This window comes from Pseudomonas sp. S2_A02, from assembly GCF_054668495.1.
The window spans coordinates 5,826,900-5,846,409 of the sequence record NZ_CP162776.1; the positions used below are offsets into that span (position 1 = coordinate 5,826,900).

A 19,510-nucleotide genomic window follows, 5' to 3' on the forward strand; every position below is an offset into this window, starting at 1 on the left:
TCAGGGTGCGAGGTCCGAGCGGTTGACCAGCCAATCGAGCAGCAGACGGCCATCGCGACGTGGCTCCGGAATGGGCCGGGAAGGCTGGGTATGACCCATGCCGGCACACAGCACTGGCCGGTCCGGGTCGCTGTCGAGAAAGCTGACCAACACCTCGGTGCCGGCCATGGGCAATCTGGACGGATCGATCCGGCCGTCCGGCGTTGCGAAGGCGACCGGTAGCCAGAAACCGTCGGCTTCATCCACCGCGAACGCCGGTGTCGGCCATAGCCTGATCTGTATCCGGCCCTGATCATCGAGCGCTGCCGGTTGCCCGATGGGGCCCAGCACTCGGGCGATCTGATAGCCCGGAATGCTCGGCCTGGCGTGTTTGAGCGCCGGCCTGAACACCGTTGACCAGGGAATGGCAGTGAACTGATTGCTGTAGCGCCGGGCACTGCCGGGCTGGTCCTCGGTGAGAATCGACGGCTGCTGTCCTTGGTGCTGGATGTCGGTGAGCAGCCACTGATCGTTGAAACTCGAGAGCGGGTGCTGCGCCACTTGCAGGATCTGTCCACTGCACAGTTCACTCTGGTTGCTTTGGCCGTGGATCTGCCGGTGCTGGCAACGCAGGCGTTCCAGCCGTCGGCGGCTGAGCTGGTCGTGATGCAGCTGATCGGGCGCGGGGCGTGCCGTCATCGGCGCCGTTCTGGTAAGCGGGTGGTTGGCCGCTCCGTCGCCGACCATCTGCGCGCCGCGGTTTTTTGCCTCCCATCGTGCAGGGGCGAGGTCCGGGTCATGGCGCTGGAGCAGTTCGCTGATCACCGGCAAGACGGAGTCGTTGAATGCGTCGTCATGGAACGGCATCAGCAGCGGTTCCTGAGGGAAACTCAGGCTGTCATCGGCCAGCACCAGCACGTGCCCGTCATGCTGATGTTCGAAGTGATAGTGGATGCCTTCTTCTTCACACAGCCGCTGCAAGAAGGCCAGATCGCTCTCATCGTACTGAATGCAAAAAGGTCGGGGTGGGTAACACCCGTTTGCCAGTTCGAAGCGGTAGCTGTGCTCGGGCAGCTGATGCTCCTCCAGCAACTGGCGCACGATCGCGGGCACGCTGAGACGATGAAACACCCGACGCGAGCTGTGCAGGTGAAGTTGTTGAAGATGGGGCGTCAATACCAGGGAGTAGCCGACCCGGTGCGGGCCGCGATACTCGCGGCGGACGCTGTGGATCACGCCGTGAATGCCGTTGTCACCCGCCAACCGCAAAAACGCCGGTTGTTGCAGCCATTGGTTGGGGTGCATCGCCGGGGCGAGGCCGATCACGTCGATGTCGAATCGATAGGGCTGGTTGAGACCTTCACGGCCACTGAACTGCAACACCTGCAGACTCAAATCGCCGTCGAGGAGTGTCAGGGTGAAGGGGCTTTCCTTGTCGTTGTGCATCGAGCGCGCTTCTGCCAGGGAGGATGGGCGCAGAGGGTACGAAACCACAGCCCTGAAGCGTCACCGCAAATCGACTTTTCAGAATCGCCCTACAAACACTGGTGAAGATGTCGATTCGTCACGGGGTGAAGATCTTGGATTTTTTGGTCGATTGGCATCTTTAGGCCGTATAAACTTGCGCCATGCGTCGGCCAATAGATGTCTCGGCGCCACAGATCAAGAGAGTGAGTAATGGGCGCACAGTGGAAGGTTAAACACAAAGAAGCGGCATCTAACGCCAAGGGCAAGATTTTCGGCAAACTGGTGAAAGAAATCACCATCGCTGCCCGCAACGGTGCCGATACCGCCACCAACGCACACCTGCGTCTGGTGGTCGAACAGGCCAAGAAAGCCTCGATGCCCAAGGAAACCCTGGATCGCGCGATCAAGAAAGGCGCGGGCCTGTTGGGCGAAACCGTGCAATATCATCGCGTGACGTATGAAGGGTTCGCACCGCATCAGGTGCCGCTGATCGTTGAATGCGTGACTGATAACATCAACCGCACCGTCGCTGAAATCCGCGTCGCGTTCCGTAAGGGCCAGTTGGGCGCTTCTGGTTCGGTGGCCTGGGACTTCAACCACGTCGGCATGATCGAGGCGTCCCCGGACAGCCCTGAAGCCGATCCGGAAATGGCTGCGATCGAAGCCGGTGCCCAGGATTTCGAACCGGGTGAAGACGGCGCGACGCTGTTCCTGACCGAACCTGCGGACCTGGATGCGGTCCAGAAAGCGCTGCCGGAGCAGGGTTTCACCGTGTTGTCGGCCAAGTTGGGTTACCAGCCGAAGAACCCGGTCAGTGGTTTGAGCGATGAGCAGATGGCAGAAGTCGAAGCATTCCTCGAAGGCCTCGATAACCACGATGACGTGCAGGACATGTTTGTCGGGTTGGCGGGTTAAATCTGTGTGTCATTGATGTTCTGTTGCCTGACAGGCCGTCATCGCGAGCAGGCTCGCTCCCACAGGAGATTTGTGAACGCCACAGATCAATTGTGGGAGCGAGCCTGCTCGCGATTGACCGCGCAGCGGTCACCAGCTATTCAATTCCCGCACAACCTCGCTGAACCCCGGCCGCGCCAGCACATCCGGCTGACAGCAGCGCTGTTGCAATGCCTCTAACGCCTCACGCCCTTCATCGCTCAGCCCCGAGTCGATCCGCGCCAGCAATTCCCCCAGCAGCACCCCGAACGCCCGCACCTCGATCCGCTGCAGTGCGCGGCTTTCAAGGCTGTCCGAAGTGGCATGGAAAGACGCGGCCCCAAAGTCTCCCAACAGACAGTCACCGTGCTCGTTCCACAGAATGTTGTGACCATAGAGGTCGCCGTGAGTGATGCCTTGGCGGTGCAGATGTTCGGCCACTGAAGCAATGCCACTGGCGATGCGCAGCGCCACGTCAGCGCTGAACCGGGTATCGTCGGCGTAGACGTCGCGGGTGCAGGACGCCAGGCTCGGCAGCCCGGCCAGGTTGCGGTAACTCGGATCGATCAGTTGCATCACCAGCCCAGCCTTGGCTTGCGGATGGCCGGCGATCCGCCCTTCGACCCGGATCAGGTTGGGGTGGATGCCTGCGGTGATGCAGGCGTTCATTTCGTGCAGCGGTGAGCCATCGCTGGTCATCTCGCCTTTGTAGAGTTTTACCGCGACCTGTTTCGTCTGCTCCCACAACGCCTGATGAATAACCCCCGACGCGCCTTCGCCGAGTTTTTTCTCCAGGCTCAGTTGGGACCACGGAATGCTCGCCGTGGCTTCGAGGGCGGCGGCATCGGCTTCGGTTTCCAGCGGGTTACCGGCGAACGCCAGCCAGGTCAGACTCGGCAGGGTCAGCAGCCACTCGGGAAGCTCGGTGAGCTGATTGGCGGCGATGCGGATCAGTTCGAGTCGATGGCAACGGCTCAGGCTCTCGGGTAAGCGTTGTAACCGGTTGCCGGCGAGCATGAGCTTTTGCAGATGCGGGCGTTCACCCAGTTCGGTCGGCAGATCCATGAGGCGGTTGTCGGTCAGGATCAGCCAACGCAACAGCGGCGGCAGGGCGGCGCCCGGCACGTTTTCGATGGCGTTGGCCTTGAAACCGATCATCGTCAGCGCGGTGCACTGGCCAAGGCAAGCGGGCAGTTCGGTGAACTGATTGTCCGAGCAGAACAGCACGCGTAAACGGGTCAGGCGGTGCAGATCGTCCGGCAGGCTGCGCAAGGCGTTGCCGCTGAGGTTGAGTACTTCGAGCGAGTCCGCCAGGTCGAAGATTTCCCGGGGGAACTCGGTCAGGCCGCAGGACAGATCCAGGCGGGTGATGCCCGACAGTTGGCCGGCGCGCAGTTGTGCGAGGGTATCCATGGGCAAGTTCGCTATTGATCAGGAGGAGGGCGTGAGGGCCTGGAAATGGGCGACATGATAGCGGGAAAGTTGTGTTATCTGTCAGGCCGCCATCGCGAGCAGGCCGGTGCTGCACCACAAACCTTGCGGTCAAGCCAGATCCCTGACCTCCACCAACTGCCCCAACCGACTGCGCGTGCGCGCCAGGTCGATAGCATCGCCACCCAGGCTTTCGCGCAATGACTGGTGCGCAAAAAACTCATGGAAGTGCAGGCGCTGTTTTTTCACGATGGGGATGCCCTGGAAAAAACCGTCGAGCAGCCAGCTCTTGCCGCGCCCGACTGCACCATAGAGGTAAAGACCGGGGAGTGTAGGGGCTGATGCGCCCAGCAGCGCCGAAGCATGCTGTGCCATGCAATCGATCACTCGCTGCTGGCTATGGCTGAGGGTGTAACCCCGGGCATGGGCCTTGTGGTGGAAGTAGTCGTGGAACACCCGGCCCTGTGCGCTGCCACTGGCCGGCGCCGCAAATGCCTTGCCGAACAAACGGCGTAGCGCGGGCCAGCGTGGTGAGAGTCGCGGACGGTTGGGCGATCGAACGGCCACTGTGATGTCACCCCGTAGTCTTAAGGCCGGCTCCCCGAGTCGCGGCGGCGTAGTGTAACCAAAGGGGGAATTTGCCTTCCACTGGTACCGACGCTCCCACAGGATTCTCGTCGCTCAAATTTCTAGCTGCGATCTTTTGATCTTCGAGGTTAGCGCTCGATACTGCGATTCCACCGAGCATTCCACGCCGGGCGCTGTTCGTTGACCTGATCCCAGTCGATAGCGATCGCGGTCGTCAGATACTGCTTCATCGCCTCGACCTGACCGCGGGTCTTGTCGGTGGTTGGCGTATTCGGGTTGGACGGAATCTGATCGCCGTCTTCAAGCGCGGCCGCTTGTGCTTCGGGCGTCAGCAGGAAAGCGGCGAGTTTCTGCGCCAGTTCCGGTTGGGTGTTGTTGGCGATGGCGCATTCGGCGACGTTGAGCACCACGGAGCCTTCCTTCGGCTGCGCATATTCCACCGGCATGCCCTTGAGTTTCAGCGCGGTGACCTGGGTCGGCGTCAGCGGGAACAGCGCCGCTTCGTCGGTCTGGAGCATTTCGGAAATCTTCGCCGAACTCGGAATGTACTCCAGCACGTTGCGCCCGACAGTGTTCGGCCAGGCCTTGAACCCCGGTTCGACGTCGGTTTCGCTGCCGCCCTGAATCCGGTTGAACATCAGGAAGCCATGCAGGCCGAAAGTCGACGAGGCCATCGACTGGAACACCAGTTTGTCCTTGAAGCGCGGGTCGGCCATGTCCATCCATGAGGTCGGTGCGTTCCAGCCTTTTTCCTTGAACAGCCGCGTGTTGTACGCCAGCCCCGTGACCCCGAGGCTGACCGCCACGGCTTGATCCTTGATGCGGCCCTTGGCCGGAATCTGCGCCAAGGGCGGGCTGTCTTCGAGTTTGTCGCACAAGCCCATGGCGATGGCGCGGTACATGATGCCGTCGTCGAGGAACATCACGTGCATCTGCGGGTTGCCTTTGCTGGCCTGGACCTTGGCCAGAATATCGGCGGAGGTTCCCGGCACGATCACCACGTTGACGTTATTGGCTTTCTCGAAGGCCGGCAGCACCTTGTCGGCGTAGAGCCGCTCCATGGTTCCGCCGTTCATGCCCAGGTAAAGCGTCGGTTCGGCCTGGGCCTGGCTGGTCGTGAGCATGGCGCCCAAGCAAGAAAAACCGAGCAGTGCACTGCGTTTGAAATTATTCATGGCGTGACCTTCCTCTATCAAGCAACGGAGATGGAGTGAAACCGGGTGATGGAAAACGCATCCAGCGGCGTCTTTGACGCGCCGCTACAGATGATCTCGGTGAGCGCCTGGCCCACCGCAGGTCCGATCTGAAAGCCCGCGCCGGCAAAGCCGAACGCGTGCAACAGACCGGGTTGAGTGCTGCTGTGGCCGATCACCGGTTGGCGATCGGGCAGATAACCTTCGGTGCCGCTCCAGGTGCGAATCGCCTGGGCACCTTCAAGAAACGGGTAGAGTTCGACGGCCTGGCGCAGGATCTCGATGACGGCGTTTTGTCCAGGCCGGGCGCGGGCGTTATCGAGGGCAAAGCCCTGGCCGCCGCCCAACACACAATTGCCGCGAGCGACCTGACGGGCATAGATGCCGCCGCCCTCGACGCCGGTGCTGGCATTCATCACCAGTGGCAACGGTTCGGTGACCAGCATTGCCGGGTGACCGGCGTGCATTGGCACCGCTTCGCCGAATTGCGCGGCGAGCTTTCCGGCCCAGGCGCCGGCGCAATTCAGCAGCCAGGGGGCGTGAAGCTCGAGGCCGGTTTGAGTGCTGACGTGAAAGCGCTGACCGTCGTGTTCAACTGCCGTCACTGCGCATTGTTCATGGATTTGCGCACCGTGCCGACGCGCTGCTTGCGCGAAGGCCGGAGACACCAGTCGCGGGTTGGCGTGGCCGTCGTCCGGGCACAACGAGGCACCAACCGCGACCTCTCCGACCCACGGAAAACGTGCGCGCAACTCATTGCGGTCGAGTACCTGCAAATCGAGGCCGAACCCCTGGCTGCTGGCGGCGTAATCCTGCAAGGCGTGCAGATCATTGAGACTGCGGGCGAGTTTCAGGTGACCGCTGCGCTGGTACTCGCCGTTGATGCCGATCAACTGCGGCAGTTGCCCCCAGATCTCGTGAGCCCGTTGCGACAGCGGCAATTGCGACAGCGGCCGGCCCTGACGGCGCACGCCGCCGTAGTTCACGCCGCTGGAGTGCGAACCGCAAAAGTCCCGCTCCAGCAACGCGACGCGGCGACCGGCCTTGCTTAGAAACAGGGCGGCTGAGGCCCCGACAATGCCACCGCCAATGATGATTGCATCGACTTCGATCATGGCTCGACCTCCAGACCGAACGGCAGGGGTTTGATCGGCGCCTGAGCCCGCAACCGGCCGATGTCGGACAGGTTGCGCTGGCTTTCGCAGGCGATGATTTCCGCTGCGGCGGCGCCACACATCCGTCCCTGGCAGCGACCCATGCCGACCCGGCAATGGGCCTTGACGCGATTGATCTCCCAATGGCCTTCGCGCACAACCTGGCGGATGTCCCCGGCGCGCACCTCTTCGCAGCGGCAGATCATCAGGTCATCCGTGGTGTCGGTGGCCCAGTTTTCGGGGAAGACAAAGGCGCGCTCCAGGCCTTGGCGGAATCTGCCAATAGTGTTCAGCGACTGTTCCAGTTGGGTGACACGCTGTGGCGGGATCAGGTAACCGATGTCTTCGAGCAGCGCCAGGGCTGCCCGTTCACCGGCTATTTCTGCGGCGTCGGCGCCCATGATGCCGGCGCCGTCACCGGCCAGGTACACCTCGGCAACACTGCTACGACCAGCGTTGTCGCGCTGCGGCAACCATGCGCGGTTGATCGGGTTCCAGGTGAATTCGCAGCCGAGCAAATCGGCGAGTTGGGTTTCACTGCGCAAGCCGTGGGCGAAGGCTACGGCGTCGCATTCGATTCGATGTTCGCTTGCTGTGTTATGCCAGTTGATCGATTGCACGCGGTGTTCGCCATCGATGCATTTCAAGTTAGCGCTCTGGTGCACCGGGATGCCGTGGGCGGTCAGCCAGGCGCGGTAATAAATGCCTTTGGCCAGCGTGGAGGGTTGCGACAGCAGGCCGGGCAGGGCGCGGGCCTGAGCGCTGAAGGGCGAACTATCGAGCACGGCGATCACGTTGGCGCCGGCCTTGGCGTATTGGTACGCCACCAGATACAACAACGGCCCGCTGCCGGCGAACACCACGCGTTCACCGATGGCACAGCCTTGAAACTTCAAGGCAATCTGCGCCGCGCCAAGGCTATAGACCCCAGGCAACGTCCAGCCTGGCACGGGCAGGATCCGGTCGGTGGCGCCCGTGGCGACAATCACGCGCGAGAACTCCAGCCGTGCGGCGCGGCCCTGATGCAAGGTGTCGAGCGCGTCGGTCTCGGCGTTCCACACTAGCGTGTCGGGACGGTAATCGAGTTGCTCGCGCAGTTCGTCGATTGTCTGATGCAGTGCCTTGGCCTTGCGTGCTTCGAAGCCATACAACTTGACCGCCGAACGCTTGAAGTTCGCCGGCTGACGCCGATAAATCTGCCCGCCACCACGCGCGGCTTCGTCCAGCAGGACAGGGCGCACACCATGGGCAACGAGAGTTTGCGCCGCCCGGATTCCGGCAGGGCCTGCGCCAATGATGACTACAGACTTCATACCCACCCCATATGTGATCGACGCCCCAATCCTGTGGGAGCGGGCTTGCCCGCGATGACGGCGGAACATTCAATATGAGTGGTGGCAGACAGTCCGCTTTCGCGAGCAGGCTCGCTCCCGCAGGGGATTGGTTTTCTGCTGGGAAAGTTGGTGTTCATACCGATCGCCCAGGTTCGCGGTTGATGTGCTGTCCGGCTTCAAGCAGCGTTGAGCAGGCGCGCACCCGGCGGCCGTCGCCCAGGCGTACCCAGCAGTCCTGGCAGGCGCCCATCAGGCAGAAACCGGCGCGGGGTTCGGCGCTGAAATCGCTGCCGCGCAGGTGCTCGCTGCAGGTCAGTACGGCGGTCAGCAAGGTGTCGCCGAGCAAGCCACTGGCAGGCTTGCCGTCGAGGGTAAAGTCCAGGGCCGGGCGGTCGCCTTCGGCCAGTCGTTTCAGCAGAGCCATGGCGCCCTCATTGTTTACCCACCAGAACCCGATCCAGGCCGTAGACCCGATCAAGCAGAATCATCGTCAGCGCGGTCAGCGCAATCACCAGGGCCGACACCGCCGCCATCATTGGATCGATGGATTCGGTGGCGTACACGTACATGCGCACCGGCAGCGTTTGCGTGGCCGGCGAGGTGACGAAGATCGACAACGTGACCTCATCGAAACTGTTGATGAACGCCAGCAGCCAGCCACCGGCGACCCCCGGCAAAATCATCGGCAAGGTGATTTGCCGGAACAACGTGAAGCGTCCAGCGCCCAGGGATTGCGCGGCATGTTCGGCGCTGCGGTCCAGGCCGATGGCCGAGGCCAATACCAGACGCAGCACATACGGCGTGATCACCAGCACATGGGCGAAGATCAGCCAGGCGAAGCTGCCGTTGACGCCCATCAGCGCAAACAAGCGCAGCAACGCGACGCCCAGCACCAGGTGCGGAATGATAATCGGCGACAGGAACAGCCCATTGAAAAAGTCCCGGCCGGGGAACTCGAAGCGCGTGATTGCCAGGGCTGCCGGCACCGCGATCAGCGTCGCCAGCGTGGCGGCGCAGAACGCCAGGATCAGGCTGTTGTAGAACGCATCGACAAAGTCCGCGCGCTCGAACACTGCGCGGAACCAGCGCAGGGAAAACTCCGTAGTCGGCAGGCTCAGGGTGTTTTCCGGGGTGAAGGCGACGAGGCACACCACCACCAGCGGCGCGAGCATGAACAGCACCACCAGGGTATGGAACAGCAGGGCGAAAGGACCGTTTCTGGACATGACGAGTTATCCCAATGACTTCTTGTAGCGGCCTTCGATCATCCGGTTCCACGACAGCATGATCAGCAGGTTGAGCAACAGCAGCGCGACGGCGATGGCCGCGCCCATCGGCCAGTTGAGCTCCGACAAGTACTGGTCGTAGATCAGCGTGGCGACCATCTTTATCCGGCGTCCGCCGAGCAGTCCGGGGATGGCAAATGAACTGGCCGCGAGGCCGAACACGATCAAGGTGCCGGAGAGCACGCCGGGCATGATTTGCGGCAGCACCACTTTGCGCATCACCGTGAGGTGGCTGGCGCCCAGCGACAGCGCGGCCTGTTCGGCGGCGGGGTCGAGTTTTTGCAGCGAGGTCCAGACCGGAATGATCATGAACGGCAGCATCACGTGGACCAGTGCGATCACCACCGCGAACGGCGTATAAAGCAGCTTCATCGGCGACCCACCAAAGGCTTGCAGGGTCTGGTTGACCAGACCGTCGGCGCCGAGCAACAGGCTCCAGCCGAAGGCACGTACCACCACCGAAATCAGCAACGGCGTGAGGATCAGAATCAGGAAGATCGAGCGCCACGGCGCGCCCATGCGGCTGAGGATGTAGGCCTCGGGCACGCCGATCACCACGCAGAGCAGGGTGGTCAGGGCGCTGATCCAGAACGTGCGCAGAAAGATCTCGTAGAAGTACGGATCGCCCAGCAGGCTGCTGTAGTGATCGAGGGTGTAGGCGTCGCTGTTGATCCCCGAGCTGTAGTCGAAGACGTTGAACGACAGCACCAGCGTCAGCAGCAACGGGATCACCAGCAGACCGAAGTACAACGCCAGGGCCGGTGCGGATAACCAATAACCCTGACGTCCCTGACGTCCCTGATGTCCTTGGCGGATTGCGGCAAGCGTACTCATGCCGATACCTCGTCGACACTCAGCACCCGCAGCAATGTTGCATCCCAATCGAGGCCGACCGCCGTGCCTTCGATCAAGGGGGCCGAACCGTCGTTGCGGCGCACCACGCTGAGTTCGCCCAACGATGTCGATACGCCGTACAGCCATTGGCTGCCGAGGAAGAAGCGGCTGACGATCTTGCCTGGCAGACGGCCCTGACCTTTATCCAGCAAGTCGATTTTTTCCGGGCGCAGGCTCAGGGTCAGTTCGCCGTTGCCACGACCGCAGACCTGCACAACGCCAGCGCTGTCCCGCTCGCCGGGCAGAAGATTGGCTTTGCCGACGAAGCCGGAAATGAACTTGGTGCGCGGGTGTTCGTAGAGGGTGTAGGGCGCGTCGATCTGAGTGATGCGCCCGGCCTGCATTACCACTACCCGGTCGCTGATCGACAGCGCTTCGGACTGATCATGGGTGACCATCAGTGTGGTGATGCCGACCTCACGCTGGATGCGGCGGATTTCGAACTGCATCTCTTCACGCAGATTGGCGTCGAGGTTGGACAGCGGTTCGTCGAGCAGCAACACCGGCGGCTCGATCACCAACGCCCGGGCCAGTGCAACACGTTGGCGCTGGCCGCCGGAGAGTTCTCGTGGGTAACGCTCGGCGTGCAGGTGTAAGCGCACCAGTTTCAACACCCGATCCACCCGTTGCTGCAACTCGCCGTTGGGCACTTTGCGCATGCGCAGGCCGAAGGCGACGTTGTCTTGCACGGTCATGTGCGGGAACAGCGCGTAACTCTGGAACACCACGCCCAGACCACGACTGGCGGGTTTGGCGTGGGTGATGTCACGACCGTCCAGCACAATGCGCCCGCTGCTGACTTCGACGAAGCCGGCAATCATTTGCAGGGTGGTGGTTTTGCCGCAGCCGGAGGGACCGAGCAAGGAAACGAACTCGCCTTTTTCCACCGACAGGTTGGTGGCGACGACCGCGTCGATCTCACCATAACGTTTGCCGAGGTTTTCAAGTTGCACGAAGGCCATGACTGCGCTCCACCTGAGATTGTTATGCGTCGCCAAAGGCGCGCTTTTTTGTATGGGCAGATACGAAAAGGATGTTACCGGGGTGCGTTGGCGCTCGACTTCTGTCGGCTGCCGCTGTTGTTCGAATCGCCCCTGATAGACGCAGAGTAGGACGAAGAATAGGATGGGCTCAATGGCCTATTTCACTGAAGCGATGACTATTTTCAGTTTCATTCAGTGAGTAAATTTATTGTCGAGAAATCACATGCCTGATTCCATTGAGCGGAATGAAAACAAAAATGAAGTCGGTGTCGGTGCCGTCTCAAGGCTATTTGCGGTGCTGCGCAGTCTGGGTGACACCGTCGAAGGCGGAGAACGCGTCACCCAACTGGCCCAACGCATCGGTCTGTCGCAACCGACCACCCACCGCTTGCTGCGCAGCCTGATGGACGAGGGCATGGTCGAGCAGGATGCACGCAGCAAACGCTATCGCCTGAGCCTGGAGTTTTTTGCCTTGGCGGCCCGCGCCGGCAACACCGGCAACTTGCGCGAACTGGCGCGGCCGGCATTGCTGCGGTTGTCGGCTTCGTTGGGGGATTCGTTGTTTTTACTGGCGCGCAGCGGCTTCGATGCGATCTGTCTGGACCGCAGTGAAGGGCCGTTTCCGATCCGCACGTTTACCGGTGATATCGGCGGGCGGGTGGCGCTCGGCGTAGGGCAAGGCAGCCTGGCGATTCTGGCATTTCTGCCGGAAGAGGAACGCGACACGGTGATTCATTACAACTTGCCGCGGCTCAAGGATTTTCATCTGTACGACGAAGTGTTCCTGCGTTCGGAAGTCGAGAATGTGCGCACCCTTGGTTACGCCGGGCGCAATACCGGAGTATTGCAAGGCATGGCCGGGGTGGCCGTGCCGATCCTCGACCGCGAAGGCCGGGCGGTGGCGGCGCTGAGTGTGGCCACGGTCAGCGATCGCCTGGGGCCGGATCGCTTGCCGACGGTGGTGGAGATGCTCAAGCGTGAAGCCGCGCTGATCGGGCCGCGGATCAATCCGTTCGATCCGCTGTTGCGAAGGCCTTCGCAAGTGTTTGGGCAGGGGTGACCACAATCTCAGGCCTCCACCAATCCCCTGTGGGAGCGGGCTTGCTCGCGAAGAGGGCTTGGCATCCGGCATTAATGTCGACTGATACTCCGCTTTCGCGAGCAAGCCCGCTCCCACATTCGATTGGTGTTGTCTCCGCTTCCGGAGATCAGAACTGCGCAGTTTGCTTGAGCATCTGCGCCGCCGGCGTGTCACTCGGGCTGACCATCGCGTAGTTGTACCCGGCCCCCGACCAGTACTCGGCCTGCAACTCACCATCACTGCGACTACCGCGAGGCAGCAGAGTGTTTTTCGGCCCGGGTGGACGGACGTAGAAGCTGACTTTATGCCCGCTTTGATCCTCGTATACCACCATCGCCGCCGCCCCTTGTTCGGTGCTGAGCAGCCGCCCGCTGATGGGTGTGTATCCGGCAGCGGTCAGGTTCGGCAGACGATGGGCCTGGCTGAAATACCGATCGAGCCAGCCCTGCATATCGCCGTCATCGCTGACTTTGTAGTCCGCCGGCAGGATGCCTTGCTGGGCAATCAGCCGGTAGGCCTGCATCGCATCGGTCATCGGCAACGGAGCGCTGACCAGGGTCATTTCCCGTGCCTGCCAACCGCTCAGACCACCGAGGCTGACCGCGATCAGCAACACCGCAGCACTGGCCAGATGGCGGCGAGACTGGCGTTTGACTCGCTGGCGAATCATTGCCGGGTCGAGTTGCGGGTTGGCCGGTTGCCGCAAGGCGCCGCTCAATCCCGCGCGCAGTTGTTGGGCATCGTGCTGCCAGGCGCGTACTTGCGCGGCCACTTCGGCGTTGTTGGCCAGATAAGTTTCCACCAAATGTCGGTCGGCATCGCTGAGTTGGTGATCGACGTAGGCGTGCAGGTCACGCTCGCTGGGAGGCATGCTGATCATTTGAGTCTCCGCAGAGAAGGGTGGGTGATTTCGCCGTCGCTGAGCTGGCGCAAGGCCTGGCGTGCGCGGGACAGGCGCGACATCACGGTGCCGATGGGGACGTCGAGAATCTCGGCGACCTCCTTATAGCTCAAGCCTTCCACGGATACCCAGAGCAGCAGCGCGCGCTGTTCGGTGCTGAGCTGATCGAAGGCTTGCAGGGTCGATTGGGCGATCACTGTGCGCTCTGCCGAAGGCTGCGCATCATCACGGCCGGTAAAGAATTCGAGCATCCGCGCATAACGCCGGGAGCGGCGGTAGGCGTCGAGAAACTGCCGATAAAGAATCGAAAACAGCCAGGCACGCAAGTCGCCCTCGGGACGTTTGTCGCCCCAACTCGACAGCGCGCGCTCAAGGCAGGCCTGCACCAGATCATCGGCGCTGCTGGGGTTGCGCGTCAGCGATACGGCGAAACGCCGCAGCCTGGGAATGACTTCCCTGAGTTGTTCGTCGATATCGTTCATGAAGTTCTGACCAGTCACTACGCTGGGTGAGTGTTCAGGAAGACGCCCGGCATTCGAGGTTATTCCACGCCTGAAAAAATAAACACCGGGCGATGGAATAAACCCTGACGCGGTTCGTCTGCCTGACTCTTCTCACTTGTGGCCGATGGCCCTGGAGTCATTCATGGTAGATCGCTCATCACCGCCAACGGGGCCTGGCCGGCCACCGCTGAGCGCCGCGAGCCTGACGTTACGCCTGACCGGCATTGCCGTGGTGGTCGCCGCGCTGGCCGGGGCTTTTGCCTACGTCAACGGCACACTCGACCCACAGCGCCTGACGCCGAAAGACTTGGTCAATGTGCTGGAGAAAAACAACGGCGTGCACCCGGGATTCCGTCGTAACCACGCCAAAGGCGTGTGCGTGATCGGGCATTTCGAGAGCAGCAGCCAGGCACGCGAGTATTCCAGCGCCCAAGTGTTCAGCGAAGCGCGGACCCCGGTGGTCGGGCGTTTCGCGCTGCCTGCCGGCAATCCTTACGCGCCGGACAACAGCGTGCCGATCCGCAGCCTGGCGTTGCGTTTCACCCAGGCCAACGGTCAGCAATGGCGCACCGGGATGAACAGCATGCCGGTGTTCCCGGTGGGCACGCCCGAGGCGTTCTATCAGTTGCAGCAAGCACAATCACCGGATCCGGCTACCGGCAAACCGAACCCGGCGGCTGTGCCAGCGTTCTTTGCGGCACACCCCGAAGCCGTGCCGTTTCTGACTTGGGTCAAGACCGCCAAACCGTCGGCCAGTTACGCGACGGAAACCTACAACAGCGTCAACGCGTTTTACCTGGTGAACGCGGCCGGGCAACGGCAGGCGGTGCGTTGGAGCATGACGCCAGTGGCTCAGGACGCGGCAGGTGCAACGGCCCCCGAGGGCGGTGATTTCCTCGAGAAAGATCTGGTACAGCGCTTGTCCGCCGGCCCGTTGCGTTGGCAGTTGAACATCACCCTGGCGAACCCCGGGGACTCGGTCAACGACGCGAGCAAGGCCTGGCCCGACGGCCGAAAAGTGCTGAATGCCGGCACGCTGGTGCTTGAAAGCACCCAGCCGCAACTCGATGGCGAGTGTCGTGACATCAACTATGACCCGCTGGTGTTGCCCAGCGGTATCGAAGGCTCCGACGACCCGCTGCTCGCCGCTCGCTCGGCGGGTTACGCCCGTTCCTACCTGCGCCGCACCAGCGAAGTGAAGCAGTTGCCCACCGCCAAACAGGAGTCTCGACAATGAGTGCTCAACCGAACCATTTCGCACCATTGGCGCGGCTGCTGCACTGGCTGATGGCGCTGATGATCATCTCGATGCTGTTTATCGGCGCGGGCATGGCGGCCTCGGTGTCCGAGCGTCATGAGTGGCTGATCCACCTGCACAAACCTTTGGGCGTTGCGATTCTGTTGCTGGTGATTGTGCGCCTGGCCGTGCGTTTTTCGACTCGGCAACCACCACTGCCGGCGGACCTGCCGGGTTGGCACGCGTTCGCGGCCAAGGCTTCGCATTTTTTGCTGTACGCCTTGATGCTGATTTTGCCGCTGCTGGGCTGGGCGATGATTTCGGCGGCCGGCGATCCGGTGATGCTCAGTAGTTCGTTGCAGTTGCCATCGATTCTGCCGGCGAATGCGCAGGTGTTTGCGTTCCTGCGCAAGGCGCATGGGTATCTGGCGTATCTGCTGTTCCTGACCGTGCTGCTGCATTTGGCGGCGGCGTTGTTTCACGGTTGGGTGCGCCGCGATGATGTGCTGAACAGCATGCTGCGGGGCAAAGATCGCGGCTGATCAGGAGGCTGGCACGACTGTGGCGAGGGAGCTTGCTCCCGTCGGGCTGCGAGCAGCCCCAAATGCAGTTAGTCAGACACTCCTGCGTCTGATCGATTTACGACTGCTGCGCAGCCGAGCGGGAGCAAGCTCCCTCGCCACAGGTGTTGGGTGTTTTGGTGGCGAGCGTTCGCCACCAAAAAATCAGCGCCACGGCATTGATCCCCGCACCCAGCCAACACACCCCAATCCATCCCGCCCAAGCGTACATCGCCGTCGAACCGATAGAACCCAAGGCGCTGCCGATCGAATAGAACAGCATGTAGCCAGCGGTGAGTCGGCTTTGCGCTTCGGGGCGCACGCTGTAGATCATGCTCTGGCTGGTAACGTGAACAGCTTGCAAACCCAGATCCAGCGTAATCACCCCGAGCAGCAGCGCCCACAGCGAGGACTGGGTAAGTGCGATGGGAAGCCATGAGGCGAGCATCAGCAGCAACGACAGTCCACTGGTCCATTGCCCAAGACCGCGATCAGCCAAATGCCCAGCGCGAGCGGCGGCCAGCGCACCGGCGGCTCCGGCCAGGCCGAACAGTCCGATTTCGGTGTGGGAAAGTGAAAGCGGCGGAGCGCTCAGCGGCAACACCAAGGGTGTCCACAGCACCATGGCGCTGGCGAAGGTCAGCAGGGCGAGGATGGCCCGTTGACGCAATACCGGTTCCTCCTTGAACAACGTGAATACCGAACCGATCAACGCACCGTAAGCGCTATCTGGTCGCGCCTCTTCGTGCTTGGGCAGCACACGAAACAACAGCAACGCCATCATCAGGGTCAACCCGGCGGACAACAGATAAATCGAACGCCACCCAGCCAGATCGGCCATGCCGCCCGCCACCGTTCGTGCCAACAGAATGCCGACGACAATGCCGCTGGTGATCACGCCCACCACACGTCCACGTTGCTCCGGGATGGCCAGGGTCGCGGCGTAGGCCACCAAGACTTGCGTCACGACCGCCAGTAACCCGGTCAGCGCCATGCCGAGCAACAGCCAGATGCTGCTCGACGCTAATGCGATCATCAACAAAGCCAGCGCCGACAGCAGGGTTTGCACGACGATCAGCCGGCGACGGTTGAGCAGATCCCCTAGCGGAACCAACAACAACAGACCCACGCCATAACCGATCTGGGTAAGGGTGATGACGATACCGATGGTTGCCGGGTCCATGGCGAAGGCTTCGGTCATGGCATCGAGCAGCGGTTGTGCGTAATACACATTGCCAACGGCCAAGCCGCAGGCGACGGCAAATAGCAGCACCACTGCGCCGCTTAACGGGTGGTCAGGTTTCATCACAGGCTTCCTTGTGTGGTTTCAAAATAAAACCAGTTGTACGGTAGGGGGTCTGGTTTTATATTGCAACCATATTTGTTGCCGACGGACGCGGTCATGGTTAAACGTACAAGCATGGAAGGCGCCGAATGCCCGGTCGCCCGTTCACTGGACGCGATTGGTGATTGGTGGTCGTTATTGATCGTGCGCGATGCGTTCGATGGCCTGCGGCGATTCGGTGAGTTCCAGCGCAATCTGGGCATGGCCAAAAATATTCTCTCGGCACGCCTGCGCACATTGGTGGCTCACGGGATTTTCGATCTGATGCCAGCGTCGGACGGCAGCGCGTATCAGGAATACGTGCTGACGGAGAAGGGCAAGGGCCTGTTCCTGTTGATCATCGGGTTACGGCAGTGGGGCGAGGCGTTTTTCTTTGAGGCGGGGGAGGCACATTCGCGGGTTGTCGATCGTGAGAACGGTCGACCGGTGCGGCCGCTGGAGCTGCGTGCCGAAGATGGGCGTTTGTTGGGGCCGGAGGATTGTGTACGGATTGCTGCCGAGTGAAACGTCAAAAGATCGCAGCCTTCGGCAGAAGACTGCGATCTTTTGATTTTAAGGGCGATCAGCGCAAGGTATCGACCATGTCGGCGATGGTCGTCAGCACATCCTTGCCCAACTGCTTCGAGCGTTTGCCGGACCAGCCGGTCAGCGGGTTCGGTGCGTCGTTGTGGTCTTTGAAGGGCATTTCCAGGGTCAGCGACAGGCAGTCGAACTTCTGACCGACGCTGTTGCAGGCCAGGGTCATGTTGGCTTTGCCAGGCTCGTCGCGGGTGTAGCCGTGTTTGGTCTGGAAGTCTTTGGTCTGATGTTTCAGATGACTGCGGAAATGTTCTTCGAGTTTTTCGATCCGCGACGTATAGCCCGGGTTACCTTCGCAACCGGCGGTGAACACGTGGGGGATTTCTTCATCGCCATGGATGTCGAGGAACAGATCGACGCCATACTTTTCCATCTGCTGCTGAACGAACAGTACTTCCGGGCTGATTTCCTGGCTGGCGCTCTGCCACGCACGATTCAGGTCCTGGCCCATGGCGTTGGTGCGTAAATGACCGTGGAAGGCGCCGTCCGGGTTCATGTTTGGCACCAGGTACAGGTCGGCACTGGCCAGGAGTTTTTTCAGCACTGGGTCGTCGTGTTTTTCCAGGCGCTCGATTACCCCTTCCATGAACCATTCCGCCATGTGTTCGCCGGGGTGTTGCTGGGCGATGATCCAGACCTTGCGCTGACCTTCGGCACCCGTACCCTTGCGCAACAACTGGATGTCGCGACCTTCAACGCTCTTGCCGGTGGCCAGCAGTTCGGTGCCGGCCTTGGTCAGGGCCTGTTCGATCAGCCAGTCATGGCGGCCACGGCTGTAGGGCTCGAAGTAGGCGAACCAGGCATGGGTGGCAGTGGCTTCGAGGCTGAAACGCAGGCAGTCGCCTTCGAAAATGGTTGGCACCCGGAACCAGTTGACGTGGTCATAGGACGCCACCGCCTGATAGCCATCCCAGGCCTTGTTGTACGAGGATTTACTGGCGTTGTTCAGACGAAACCAATGATCTTGACCGACGTGCAGACCGCTGGCCTTGAAGTGGAACCACTGGAAGTGCTGGCTGCGGGTGTCTGGCTTGATCGCCAGCAGCGCTTGCAAAGGATTGCTGATGTCCAGCACTTCGATGTTGCCGCTGTCGAAGTTTGCACTGATGTCGAAAGAAGATTTACCCACGGCCATAATCGGTTCCTGAATATGATTTTTATGGCTGCTACTTTACACGCAAGGGAGGGAGAAACCGGGGGAAATTGCGGGGGATAAAAAGGGGGGGCGTCCTCCTTGACGCCGATGCAGCTTAGAGACTGCGCGAGTGATTCTCAAGTGCTATTTTAGTCAGTTTGGCCCAGTGCTACCGGGCCTCTCTTGCCAACAGATATTCTTTTGATATCATCCGCACCAATCGAATTTTCAGCACCCACAGACTTCATTAGCCTGAAGCAAAAGCCAGAATAACTGGCAAAAAAAAGACCCGGCAAAAAGCCGGGTCAAAAACCGTGATTAGCCTGATGAGGAGATAGTCCAGGAGACCGACCTAAGGTCCCTTGGGCCATCGACTGATCTCGCGACCAGATGCATGCAATAATAATCATTACCATTTGCAAGTCAAATGTTTTTATCTGTGCGATTGGAAAATTTTTCCTGTCCACCTTCTGAGCGCTTCCTCCTCAATCGTTCTGATTGCCCTCCAGGGACCGGTCGACCATCGCCTTGGCCATGTCGATCATGTGCACCGTCGAAAACGCCAGATCCCGGCTTGCGCCCTGCAGCTGGTTGGCTGATTCATGCGCGGTGGCGGCGGCACATCGCAACAGATCCGAAGCATGGACCAGTGCTTCTTCGCTGCTGATGTTACGGTTCACATCGAAGAAGCGTTCTTCGCTGGCCTCTTCTGACACAGCTGGTTTCAAGTAATAGTCCAGTGCCCGCTGTGCGGCAGCAGAGCCTTTTGGCGAGTTGAGCGTAGTGTCGAATTGCGTATCGGGCAGGGGAATGCTGGGGATGGTCATGACGATGGCGAGCTCCGTGATAGATTCAAATCCGTGAGCTCAGCTTAGTACGTACTGTATTTGTGTCTTGAATTTAAATACTACAATTTGTGTTTTGTTG

General features: G+C 61.0%; 19 protein-coding genes and 1 pseudogene. 5 read left to right on the plus strand and 15 right to left on the minus strand.

Features of this window, described 5'->3' with window-relative positions; genetic code table 11:
• The gene (locus AB4O41_RS26535) at nucleotides 1-1,425 is read right to left on the minus strand and encodes a type VI secretion system Vgr family protein (protein WP_460145309.1); all 1,425 of its coding nucleotides are present in this window, start codon (nucleotides 1,423-1,425) and stop codon (nucleotides 1-3) included.
• 231 nt (nucleotides 1,426-1,656) lie between these two features.
• On the opposite strand from AB4O41_RS26535, the gene AB4O41_RS26540 reads away from it, so the two are divergent.
• Nucleotides 1,657-2,361 carry a YebC/PmpR family DNA-binding transcriptional regulator gene (locus AB4O41_RS26540; protein WP_460145310.1) on the plus strand — a complete coding sequence of 235 codons (705 nt, stop codon included), beginning with the start codon at nucleotides 1,657-1,659 and terminating at the stop codon, nucleotides 2,359-2,361.
• A gap of 129 nt (nucleotides 2,362-2,490) precedes the next feature.
• Here the strand turns inward: AB4O41_RS26540 and AB4O41_RS26545 are convergent, their stop codons facing one another.
• The 9 genes and pseudogenes from AB4O41_RS26545 to AB4O41_RS26585 all read right to left on the minus strand — a co-directional run bounded on the left by AB4O41_RS26545 (nucleotide 2,491) and on the right by AB4O41_RS26585 (nucleotide 11,221).
• Nucleotides 2,491-3,792, minus strand: coding sequence for a leucine-rich repeat-containing protein kinase family protein (locus AB4O41_RS26545; protein ID WP_460145311.1), 1,302 nt, complete (start codon nucleotides 3,790-3,792; stop codon nucleotides 2,491-2,493).
• A gap of 216 nt (nucleotides 3,793-4,008) precedes the next feature.
• A pseudogene (gene zapE / locus AB4O41_RS26550) lies at nucleotides 4,009-4,377 on the minus strand (AFG1/ZapE family ATPase); the annotation flags it as partial.
• 149 nt (nucleotides 4,378-4,526) lie between these two features.
• Nucleotides 4,527-5,573 carry an ABC transporter substrate-binding protein gene (locus tag AB4O41_RS26555; RefSeq protein ID WP_460145312.1) on the minus strand — a complete coding sequence of 349 codons (1,047 nt, stop codon included), beginning with the start codon at nucleotides 5,571-5,573 and terminating at the stop codon, nucleotides 4,527-4,529.
• A gap of 17 nt (nucleotides 5,574-5,590) precedes the next feature.
• The gene (locus AB4O41_RS26560) at nucleotides 5,591-6,706 is read right to left on the minus strand and encodes an NAD(P)/FAD-dependent oxidoreductase (protein WP_460145313.1); all 1,116 of its coding nucleotides are present in this window, start codon (nucleotides 6,704-6,706) and stop codon (nucleotides 5,591-5,593) included.
• Nucleotides 6,703-8,058, minus strand: coding sequence for an FAD/NAD(P)-dependent oxidoreductase (locus tag AB4O41_RS26565; RefSeq protein ID WP_460145314.1), 1,356 nt, complete (start codon nucleotides 8,056-8,058; stop codon nucleotides 6,703-6,705). The genes AB4O41_RS26560 and AB4O41_RS26565 overlap by 4 nt, the downstream gene beginning before the upstream one ends.
• Nucleotides 8,059-8,212: 154 nt before the next feature.
• Nucleotides 8,213-8,503: a (2Fe-2S)-binding protein gene (locus AB4O41_RS26570; protein WP_123720341.1), complete on the minus strand. Its 291-nt coding sequence runs from the start codon at nucleotides 8,501-8,503 to the stop codon at nucleotides 8,213-8,215.
• Between the two features lie 7 nt (nucleotides 8,504-8,510).
• Nucleotides 8,511-9,305, minus strand: a complete 795-nt coding sequence (locus tag AB4O41_RS26575) for an ABC transporter permease (protein ID WP_007896923.1) — start codon at nucleotides 9,303-9,305, stop codon at nucleotides 8,511-8,513.
• 6 nt (nucleotides 9,306-9,311) lie between these two features.
• Nucleotides 9,312-10,199, minus strand: coding sequence for an ABC transporter permease (locus tag AB4O41_RS26580; protein WP_460145315.1), 888 nt, complete (start codon nucleotides 10,197-10,199; stop codon nucleotides 9,312-9,314).
• Nucleotides 10,196-11,221, minus strand: coding sequence for an ABC transporter ATP-binding protein (locus tag AB4O41_RS26585; protein WP_460145316.1), 1,026 nt, complete (start codon nucleotides 11,219-11,221; stop codon nucleotides 10,196-10,198). Before AB4O41_RS26585 ends, AB4O41_RS26580 begins: the two co-directional genes overlap by 4 nt.
• Before the next feature lie 244 nt (nucleotides 11,222-11,465).
• On the opposite strand from AB4O41_RS26585, the gene AB4O41_RS26590 reads away from it, so the two are divergent.
• Nucleotides 11,466-12,302: an IclR family transcriptional regulator gene (locus tag AB4O41_RS26590; protein ID WP_007896916.1), complete on the plus strand. Its 837-nt coding sequence runs from the start codon at nucleotides 11,466-11,468 to the stop codon at nucleotides 12,300-12,302.
• Nucleotides 12,303-12,450: 148 nt separating this feature from the next.
• On the opposite strand, the gene AB4O41_RS26595 is transcribed toward AB4O41_RS26590, so the two are convergent.
• Nucleotides 12,451-13,203, minus strand: a complete 753-nt coding sequence (locus AB4O41_RS26595) for an anti-sigma factor family protein (RefSeq protein WP_460145317.1) — start codon at nucleotides 13,201-13,203, stop codon at nucleotides 12,451-12,453.
• Nucleotides 13,200-13,706 (minus strand): RNA polymerase sigma factor, encoded by a 507-nt coding sequence (locus AB4O41_RS26600; RefSeq protein ID WP_460145318.1) that lies wholly within the window; start codon nucleotides 13,704-13,706, stop codon nucleotides 13,200-13,202. The genes AB4O41_RS26595 and AB4O41_RS26600 overlap by 4 nt, the downstream gene beginning before the upstream one ends.
• Before the next feature lie 163 nt (nucleotides 13,707-13,869).
• Between AB4O41_RS26600 and AB4O41_RS26605 the strand changes: the two genes are divergently transcribed.
• On the plus strand, nucleotides 13,870-14,964 hold the full coding sequence (locus AB4O41_RS26605; RefSeq protein WP_460145319.1) for a catalase family peroxidase: 1,095 nt from the start codon (nucleotides 13,870-13,872) through the stop codon (nucleotides 14,962-14,964).
• Nucleotides 14,961-15,506 (plus strand): cytochrome b, encoded by a 546-nt coding sequence (locus AB4O41_RS26610; RefSeq protein WP_460145320.1) that lies wholly within the window; start codon nucleotides 14,961-14,963, stop codon nucleotides 15,504-15,506. The genes AB4O41_RS26605 and AB4O41_RS26610 overlap by 4 nt, the downstream gene beginning before the upstream one ends.
• Nucleotides 15,507-15,603: 97 nt before the next feature.
• Here AB4O41_RS26610 and AB4O41_RS26615 read toward each other — a convergent pair whose 3' ends face one another.
• Nucleotides 15,604-16,830 carry an MFS transporter gene (locus tag AB4O41_RS26615; protein ID WP_460145321.1) on the minus strand — a complete coding sequence of 409 codons (1,227 nt, stop codon included), beginning with the start codon at nucleotides 16,828-16,830 and terminating at the stop codon, nucleotides 15,604-15,606.
• A gap of 96 nt (nucleotides 16,831-16,926) precedes the next feature.
• On the opposite strand from AB4O41_RS26615, the gene AB4O41_RS26620 reads away from it, so the two are divergent.
• Complete coding sequence (locus tag AB4O41_RS26620; protein WP_460145322.1) at nucleotides 16,927-17,373, plus strand: winged helix-turn-helix transcriptional regulator; 447 nt, start codon at nucleotides 16,927-16,929, stop codon at nucleotides 17,371-17,373.
• Between the two features lie 58 nt (nucleotides 17,374-17,431).
• Here the strand turns inward: AB4O41_RS26620 and AB4O41_RS26625 are convergent, their stop codons facing one another.
• Both AB4O41_RS26625 and AB4O41_RS26630 read right to left on the minus strand, forming a co-directional pair.
• The gene (locus AB4O41_RS26625; protein WP_460145323.1) at nucleotides 17,432-18,583 is read right to left on the minus strand and encodes a M14 family metallopeptidase; all 1,152 of its coding nucleotides are present in this window, start codon (nucleotides 18,581-18,583) and stop codon (nucleotides 17,432-17,434) included.
• Between the two features lie 485 nt (nucleotides 18,584-19,068).
• The gene (locus AB4O41_RS26630) at nucleotides 19,069-19,410 is read right to left on the minus strand and encodes a DUF6124 family protein (protein ID WP_460145324.1); all 342 of its coding nucleotides are present in this window, start codon (nucleotides 19,408-19,410) and stop codon (nucleotides 19,069-19,071) included.
• Nucleotides 19,411-19,510: the final 100 nt, after the last annotated feature.